This is a genomic window from uncultured Methanobrevibacter sp., assembly GCF_902774605.1.
GTDB lineage: Archaea > Methanobacteriota > Methanobacteria > Methanobacteriales > Methanobacteriaceae > Methanocatella.
In genome coordinates, this window is record NZ_CACYJE010000086.1 from 1 (window position 1) to 7,400 (window position 7,400).

At 35.9% G+C, this 7,400-nt stretch carries 9 protein-coding genes and 1 pseudogene; all 10 read left to right on the forward strand.

The annotated features are described in order from the left end of the window. Nucleotides 1–385 (forward strand): DUF2162 domain-containing protein (locus QZU77_RS10380; RefSeq protein ID WP_295603832.1); only part of this gene is annotated, 385 nt, incomplete at its 5' end. 11 nt (nucleotides 386–396) lie between these two features. Beyond that, nucleotides 397–1,041 (forward strand): MotA/TolQ/ExbB proton channel family protein, encoded by a 645-nt coding sequence (locus tag QZU77_RS10385; protein WP_295603834.1) that lies wholly within the window; start codon nucleotides 397–399, stop codon nucleotides 1,039–1,041. 7 nt (nucleotides 1,042–1,048) lie between these two features. After that, on the forward strand, nucleotides 1,049–1,369 hold the full coding sequence (locus QZU77_RS10390) for a DUF2149 domain-containing protein (protein ID WP_295603836.1): 321 nt from the start codon (nucleotides 1,049–1,051) through the stop codon (nucleotides 1,367–1,369). A 108-nt stretch (nucleotides 1,370–1,477) separates the two neighbouring features. Continuing rightward, nucleotides 1,478–1,795 (forward strand): transcription factor S, encoded by a 318-nt coding sequence (locus QZU77_RS10395; RefSeq protein ID WP_295603838.1) that lies wholly within the window; start codon nucleotides 1,478–1,480, stop codon nucleotides 1,793–1,795. Next, nucleotides 1,765–2,010, forward strand: a complete 246-nt coding sequence (locus QZU77_RS10400; protein WP_295603840.1) for a hypothetical protein — start codon at nucleotides 1,765–1,767, stop codon at nucleotides 2,008–2,010. Before QZU77_RS10395 ends, QZU77_RS10400 begins: the two co-directional genes overlap by 31 nt. A 93-nt stretch (nucleotides 2,011–2,103) precedes the next feature. Continuing rightward, the gene (locus QZU77_RS10405) at nucleotides 2,104–2,493 is read left to right on the forward strand and encodes a hypothetical protein (RefSeq protein ID WP_295603843.1); all 390 of its coding nucleotides are present in this window, start codon (nucleotides 2,104–2,106) and stop codon (nucleotides 2,491–2,493) included. Nucleotides 2,494–3,133: 640 nt separating this feature from the next. Next, nucleotides 3,134–4,711, forward strand: a complete 1,578-nt coding sequence (locus tag QZU77_RS10410; RefSeq protein ID WP_295603845.1) for a transposase — start codon at nucleotides 3,134–3,136, stop codon at nucleotides 4,709–4,711. 398 nt (nucleotides 4,712–5,109) lie between these two features. Further along, on the forward strand, nucleotides 5,110–6,327 hold the full coding sequence (locus tag QZU77_RS10415) for a hypothetical protein (RefSeq protein WP_295603847.1): 1,218 nt from the start codon (nucleotides 5,110–5,112) through the stop codon (nucleotides 6,325–6,327). Nucleotides 6,328–6,728: 401 nt separating this feature from the next. After that, nucleotides 6,729–7,199: an MGMT family protein gene (locus QZU77_RS10420; RefSeq protein ID WP_295603849.1), complete on the forward strand. Its 471-nt coding sequence runs from the start codon at nucleotides 6,729–6,731 to the stop codon at nucleotides 7,197–7,199. Between the two features lie 11 nt (nucleotides 7,200–7,210). After that, nucleotides 7,211–7,400, forward strand: a pseudogene (locus tag QZU77_RS10425) (ClC family H(+)/Cl(-) exchange transporter); the annotation flags it as partial.

The following is a 7,400-nucleotide window of genomic DNA, read 5'->3' on the forward strand; positions in this document are numbered from 1 at the left end:
TCCCTGCCCATGCTGTTTCGGTTCAATCATTGCAAGTGTCCTTATCGTTGCGCCGACAATAGGAGTCAGCTCACTTAACCTGAGCTGGTATGCTGCAGCCGCACTTGTGGCAGTGATGATTGTGACTTACTTTGCATCAAACACAATCGTGAGGGTGATAAACAGGCCTTACCCGATTGTGCTGGGGAATTTCATGCTGCTTTTAGGTGCATACTTCCTATTATCAGCAATAGTCATACCGAACATTGCAGGAGCATTGTCAAAAACCACTAGTCCAATTACAATGGGTTCTCCTCAAGACGTCCTGATGGTGATATTGGCATTCGCAATATTGCTTGCGGGAGGTATTGTTTTAAATAAAAGAGGCAGAAGTATTTTAAGATAAGGTGACAAAATATGGCTTTAAATATTCCAGGCGGAGAATTTTTAACAGGTTCCCTTGACGTGATATCACAGAGCTTGACAATACCAGTGCTGGTTATACTGTTAATCATTGTCATAATCTCAATAATCACATTGGGTGGAGCCATTGCAGAGTACACTTCAAGACGCAAGGTTCCAGTGGGAACCATCAGAGACCTGATTTATGAGATAAACCGTGCCCAAAGTGTCGAGGCATTAAAAGATATTGTCAACAATGCCAAAATACCAAAGGCACAAAGGAAAGTGTTAAATGAAATCGCATCATCCTCTGAGCTCGGAGACGCCTCAAGGGAGGCACTTGCACGCAAGCTCTTTGAGTTTGAGGAGGAAAAGACTATGAACAGCCTGCAGAAAACCGACATCATCACACGTATCGGACCGACACTGGGACTGATGGGTACACTTATTCCGATGGGCCCTGGACTTGCGGCATTGGGAGCAGGAGACATCAACACCCTGGCATCATCCCTTACCGTTGCGTTCAACACAACCATTGTAGGTATCGGTTCCGGTGCACTGTGCTACTTCATCGGTAAGATCCGTTCAGGATGGTACGACAGGTACCTGTCTGACCTTGATGCATTGATTGATGCGGTTCTTGACAAAATGAATAACTAGTGATAATATGGTTAGAAAACAGAGCAGGCGCAGGCGCCAACGTGTCGAAGAAGACCCAATGGCAGGTACATCCAACCTAGTGGATGCGATGCTGGTCATTGCAGTGGGCTTTCTGGTTTTCGTTATAATAAGCTGGAACATGCAGGCAATGATTGACCCGACCCAGAACATACAGGAACAGATGCAGCAGAAAACAACAGAAGTGGACCAAGGCCAGCAATTGAACGAAACCCCTGACACCTCAAACAGTTCAGGTCAGGGATACACTGAAATGGGTAAGGTGTACAAGGACCCAGCGACGGGCAAGCTGATAATGGTGGAGGGATAGCAACCTTCCACATCCAAAACTTTTTTTTACTATTTTTCACAATCGATTGTTTTATAAACCACTTTCACTAAACTATTACTTACGAATTTTTTAACGGTGAAACATAATATGGAATTCTGTCCTGAATGCGGAGCAATGCTGATGCCGAAAAAAGGCGTCGTCAAATGCACATGCGGATATACGAAAGACCTCTCCAAGGATGACATTGAAGAGCAATACCACATGGAAGGCGAGAAAAAACCTGAAGCGAAGGTGATCGTAACTGACAACAATAACGTGGCCCTTCCGACCACAAGAATAACATGCTACAAGTGCGGAGGAACCAAGGGATACTGGTGGACAGTCCAGACACGATCAGCCGACGAGGCGCCGACCAACTTCATAAGATGCGCCAAATGCGGAAACACCTGGAGAAGCTCAAACTAAAGGATTATATGATGAATGGGGACAGGTTCCGTTTTGAAAACGATGACCTGGATTTTCCGATATATGACAAGAACCCATATGTTCCCAAATGGGGATGGGTGGTCCTATTCATAACAATACCAATTGAATTGCTTTTGGCATTAAGCCCAAAAATTCCAATTGCAATACTATCATGTCTGGTTGTTTTCATTCCATTATTGTACTTTCTCAAATGAGATATCAAGGCAATCTATCAAAAGCCAAGACTGAAGGATGTTGGAATCGCACTGCTTCTTTTTGCCGGATACATAATATATTTACTGGCATTGATGACGGTTCTCGAGCAGTTCGGGATAGTCGGCGGTGACCTGGTTGGGGAAAGCACAGTCACCGTAATGACAATGTTGCCAATGGTTTTCACATTGATGACAGAAGAGTTCATCAAGTTCATCCCGTTCATGTTCTTCTTGAGGGTGGGCTATAAATATTCCCATAACCGAAAAAGGTCAGTTGTAGTTGCAATGCTTTTGGTGATGGCATTCTTTGCAACACTCCACGCATTCAACTTCAACATGCTCATATTCGCACTGTTCATACAGGGATTGGGATCAATATTTGAGTTCATAGGCTACATCAAAACCAAGAACATTCTCATATCATACATAACCCACCTGTGCACTGACGTGTTCATTTTCACAATTGTGCTTTTGGGTTTATAGCTTTCGATTAGTCATGGGTGAATCTTTTTTTGAAAATTCTTTTATTGATAATATAATTTAATTTGATTTTATAAACTTAATTGTTTAATTATATTGATTAAAATGTTATAATACTATTAATTAATATTTATTTTTTTTATTTTTTTTAAAGGGGTTTGTCAATAAATCCTTAATTTGATTATTTTACTTATTTTTTCTATTTGACTATTAATTTGCCTTTTATTTTTGTTTTATTCATTTAAGAACCATTTTTGTTTTATTCATTTAAGAACCCTTATTTTTAATATTTTCGAGAATTTTTATTTTGGCATTTTTTGATTTTTTTATTCTGGAAAAGATCTTATAAATCTTCTTAACTTTAGAGTAATTTTTTCTATTAAAATCCTTTAAATTTAAAACAACTTATGTATATTATTTTAATTACTTTTATTTAGTTTAATATTACTTAAAATTTAATATAAATAATTATAAATACTTTAAATTATATATTATTATATAAGAATTATTTATTAAATTTTTTAGATAAAATTTATGTGTTTAATTTAATTTTCATTGGATTTCCATTGATTTTTTATTGATTTTTCATTGAGAATTAAAACCTCTGAATAATTCTTTAAACTGAATAATACTTTGATTTTTCATGCCAGTTATGGAATTGAAAGAGTATAAGGACTGCAGTATTTTAAATAAACTTAAACAGGAAGAGGATTGTCCTAAAATGTTGTTAACAATCACTAATTTTGCATTCAGCAAAATGGTTCAAAATTTAATGCATCAATTGGATTCAGAATTTGAATCTAAACGTGGACGTCCTGCATATCCTCGAACACTACTTTTAATAGTAGTATTATACTGTTTTAGCATAGATATTGCTAATTATACTAAAATGGAAGAAGAATGTAAGAAAAACAAATTTCTTCTAATCGTTACTTGTGGATTAAAGCCATCACGCAATTCATTCGCTAATTTTTTAAATAAAAGTGATGCAAAAGTAATAAAAAAAGTTTTCATCGCCACATTGGTCTTATTAAATGATTTGCACTTCTTAGATTTTGTTAAATTATTTGTTGATGGAACTGACGCAATCGTCAGAGCATCCCGAAATAACAAAATCACACCAAAAGAAGTAGAAAGACTAAAACTAATGAACGAATGGAATTTATTGCATAATAATACACCAAAATCCATTAATCACACAATAGAAGGATTAGAAGAGAAATTGGAATTTTATAAAAATGATGAAGAAATGTGTAAAACAATTAATTCAATCTTAAAAAGGATTAATCTCTACAATACCAACATATTCAGCAAATTAGACATATATTCTACTATTTTAAATGAAAGGAACATTGGAAGTGTTTCTGTTTCATTTCCTGAGGCTTGTTGGATGAAAACAAAAAAGGGAATTTATGATTTCGCTTTCAATTTGCAAGAAATCATGACAGAAAACCACATAATATTGACTGGAATGTTGTTAACTCAATCAAATGATTGGAAAACAATAAAAGATGTATTAAAAAACATTTATGAAACAATTGACCTTTTTATCGAAATGCAAAGAGAATTTGGAGAAAGAAGAAATTACAGTGAAATACGAAAAAGAATTCGTGAACATATTTTAATCGCAGATTCTGGTTATTTCTCCACAGAAAACCTCTATCATTTATTTATTAATAAAATAAATGCATTAGTAATGCCTAAAAAATTATCTGAAGACCATAATAATAGTTTAAGGCGTGAAAATGGATATAAAGAAAAAAGAAAAAAGTCAACAAAAAAAGATTTCATAAGAGTTAAAAATGGTTATATCTGTCCTTTTGGTCGTTTTATGAGATTAGTAGAGGTAAAAAAGGTTAAACGTTGGAAACCTCACAAGGAAGATACTTTTCCAGACATTTGCAAGACAAAAAAGTACATTTTTAAAACCTATTCTTGTAAAGGATGTCCAAATATCGAAAACTGCAAACATCAACGATTAGTAATCCATATTTCAGACCTTATTTACGAAATGACTGAAAAATTCTTGAATAAAAGATATAAAATTCATTATAAAGCTCGTTTTTCAAGGAGTGAAGGCATTAACGGTTTTTTGAAAGGTGATAATGGAGTTTTGAAATTAATCGGCACTACTGAAAATGCAGTAAACAACGAAATCCAACTAAGAAACACCATTTACAACCTTACAAGATTAATTAATCTAAAAGACACAGCATATTGAGCGAAGAATGTAAGAAAAAGCTCAATAATCCATCATAAAGATAGATTGTACGCCGTATCTAAAACAACAAGTTTTTCATAAAACTACAGAAAATTACAAAAAACCTGATGTTCAAATTAATTTTTACTATTCAAATTAAATAAAAATTACGATTTCACATTCAAAAGACCATCAAAAACCTACACGAAAAACAACCATTTACTGGCTTAAAATCAAAAATAAAGACTATTTCACTATGAAAATAAGAAAAATAAGAAAAACTATCAATAATCTAAATTATTGACAAAGTCCTAAATATTTAAATTTATAATATTTTTACAATCTCAATCTATGTTTCAGGAAACCTTGTCTACACTCAGGAAGGCATTGCAAACCGTGCAGGATACTCTACAATCAAGTTGAATAAATTTATTGCGGTTGAAAACAATACAGTGTTTTCAGTTAGAATCAAGTCCTCATCAACACCAATACTCTCACAGACCAGGCAACAGCTGCTTGAAAACAATTCCTATGTCATACAAGATGGTGAAAGGCATTATCTTTTAGATTCCGTTGCACCTATTAAGGTATACACTTATCATAATTCCTTAATCACCAAAAACATCGTTAAATACTATGATGGCAAGGAATTAATATTCACAGTTGAAAATGCCACTGATGCTGTTGCAATAGGATTTGAAGGAAGCAACCGTACAGTAAATATTGTGGACGGTAAGGGAAATGTCAGTTTGGGCGTTTTAAAAGTCGGAAATTATGAAGTGACCGTCTATCATGGAAATCAAACATTCAAGAACTACATTACAGTTAAGTCAACAATCAACACCGGCGGCGTTACAGCAGTCACTGTCGCTTATAACACTGAATTGACAATATCCACAGAATTCCTAAACATCGATGGGGAACCTTTGGCGAACGCAAGTGTCGGAGTCAAATTCGATGGCGAGCCAGTTAACCTAAAAACCCATGGCGAAGGATCATTGGATATCATAATATATGATGGAAACACTATCGGAAAACACGTTCTTGAGTTGACAAATCCCGCAAACAATGAAATCATGACCATAACAGTCACTATCGTTTCAAGATTCGCCGGAAACGCAAACGTCAACATGTACTACTATGACGGACACGCCTATAAGGTCCGCGTCAAGGACAATATGGGCAATTTCGCAGGCAAAAACCAGCTAGTGGCCATAAAGATAGGCAAGAAGTCCTTCAATGTCAAAACCGATGCCAACGGCTGGGCAACCCTGAAGATACCTGACACTATAACTCCTGGAAAATACACTATAGCTGCAACATACTACGGACAGACCGTTGAAAACTCCCTAGTCGTCAAGCAGGTGCTGAAGCTCTCCAAGGTCAAGGTCAAAAAGTCAGCCAAGAAGCTCATTCTCAAGGCCACCTTGAAACAGGCCAATAAGGCGCTCAAATCCAAGAAGGTGACTTTCAAGTTCAACGGCAAGAAGTACACTGCAAAAACCGACAAGAAGGGTGTTGCTAAAGTAACAATTAAAAAGAATGTGCTTAAAAAGCTTAAAGTTGGCAAAAAGGTTAAATACCAGGTAACCTACTTGAAAAACACTGTCAAAACAAGCGTTAAGGTTAAAAGGTAGATACTATTGTATCTACATTCTTTTTTTTTTTTAAAAGATGATGAAACCCATCGGGCAGGCAACAGGTTCAATCATCTTCAATCAATGCATCGATTTTTCATGCATTTATGGAAACTCTTTTTTTCTCTCACTATAACATATATTGGAGATTATATCTCGGAAAACATGGTTGTCAACATTATTCTTGTTAAATTTGGCCAAGAGGGAATAATTGGGGTGTTCAATTTTTATCTTTAACATCTCATGATTTCCATCCTGTCTGGATTAGTTCTGCCTGATTCATAATGAGGTTTTTTTCATTATTAACACTGACTTTTCACCGAACAGTTCAGCTAAACGAAATCTATTTAAGTCAAGCATTGCAGAAAAATACTTTACACATCAATTTTAGGTGATGAACTATGGCACGCAAATCATTCAATGAAAAATTACAAGACTCTAAGGACATGCCGAAAATAGTTGTAGTCGATAACGACAAGTCAATAGAACGATATGGTGGAGAAAACATGCTCATTGCACCTCCAATAGAGTACAGTGAATTAATGGCTGAAATCCCGCTGGGCAAGCTCACCACCACAAAGAACATTAGGGAATTTCTAGCCCAAAAGCACGAGGCTGACTTCACATGCCCGATGACCGCAGGCATATTCATAAGCCTCGCCGCTCAGGCAAGCTGCGAAAGGGACTTTGACAGGATTCCATTCTGGAGAACCCTTAAAACCGACGGGGAGCTCAACCCAAAATATCCCGGTGGAATCGAGTATCAGAAGGCAAAGCTTGAAGCCGAGGGTCATGAGATCCACACCCGGGGAAGGAAAAATATCAGATATTTCGTGAAGGATTTTGAAAATAATTTATATGATTTAAAATAAAATAATTATTAATGAAATCTCTTGAAAAAACCCTAAAAACCGTAACGGAAAACCCAAAATATATCTTCCGGCTAACCGTGCAGGGAGTGATGGTGGGTATATTTGCAGGATTGATGGTTTGCCTATACCGTTTCCTTTTGAACGGTTCGGAAACTATTCTAAGAGATTATTTGAGTATGATACATGGGAATGTATTGTACA

What these genes read in the sequence shown, in the direction of transcription:
- QZU77_RS10385 (WP_295603834.1), top strand. Translation starts at nt 397, where the DNA reads ATGGCTTTAAATATTCCAGGCGGAGAATTTTTAACAGGTTCCCTTGAC.
- QZU77_RS10390 (WP_295603836.1), top strand. Translation starts at nt 1,049, where the DNA reads ATGGTTAGAAAACAGAGCAGGCGCAGGCGCCAACGTGTCGAAGAAGAC.
- QZU77_RS10395 (WP_295603838.1), top strand. Translation starts at nt 1,478, where the DNA reads ATGGAATTCTGTCCTGAATGCGGAGCAATGCTGATGCCGAAAAAAGGC.
- QZU77_RS10400 (WP_295603840.1), top strand. Translation starts at nt 1,765, where the DNA reads ATGCGGAAACACCTGGAGAAGCTCAAACTAAAGGATTATATGATGAAT.
- QZU77_RS10405 (WP_295603843.1), top strand. Translation starts at nt 2,104, where the DNA reads ATGACGGTTCTCGAGCAGTTCGGGATAGTCGGCGGTGACCTGGTTGGG.
- QZU77_RS10410 (WP_295603845.1), top strand. Translation starts at nt 3,134, where the DNA reads ATGCCAGTTATGGAATTGAAAGAGTATAAGGACTGCAGTATTTTAAAT.
- QZU77_RS10420 (WP_295603849.1), top strand. Translation starts at nt 6,729, where the DNA reads ATGGCACGCAAATCATTCAATGAAAAATTACAAGACTCTAAGGACATG.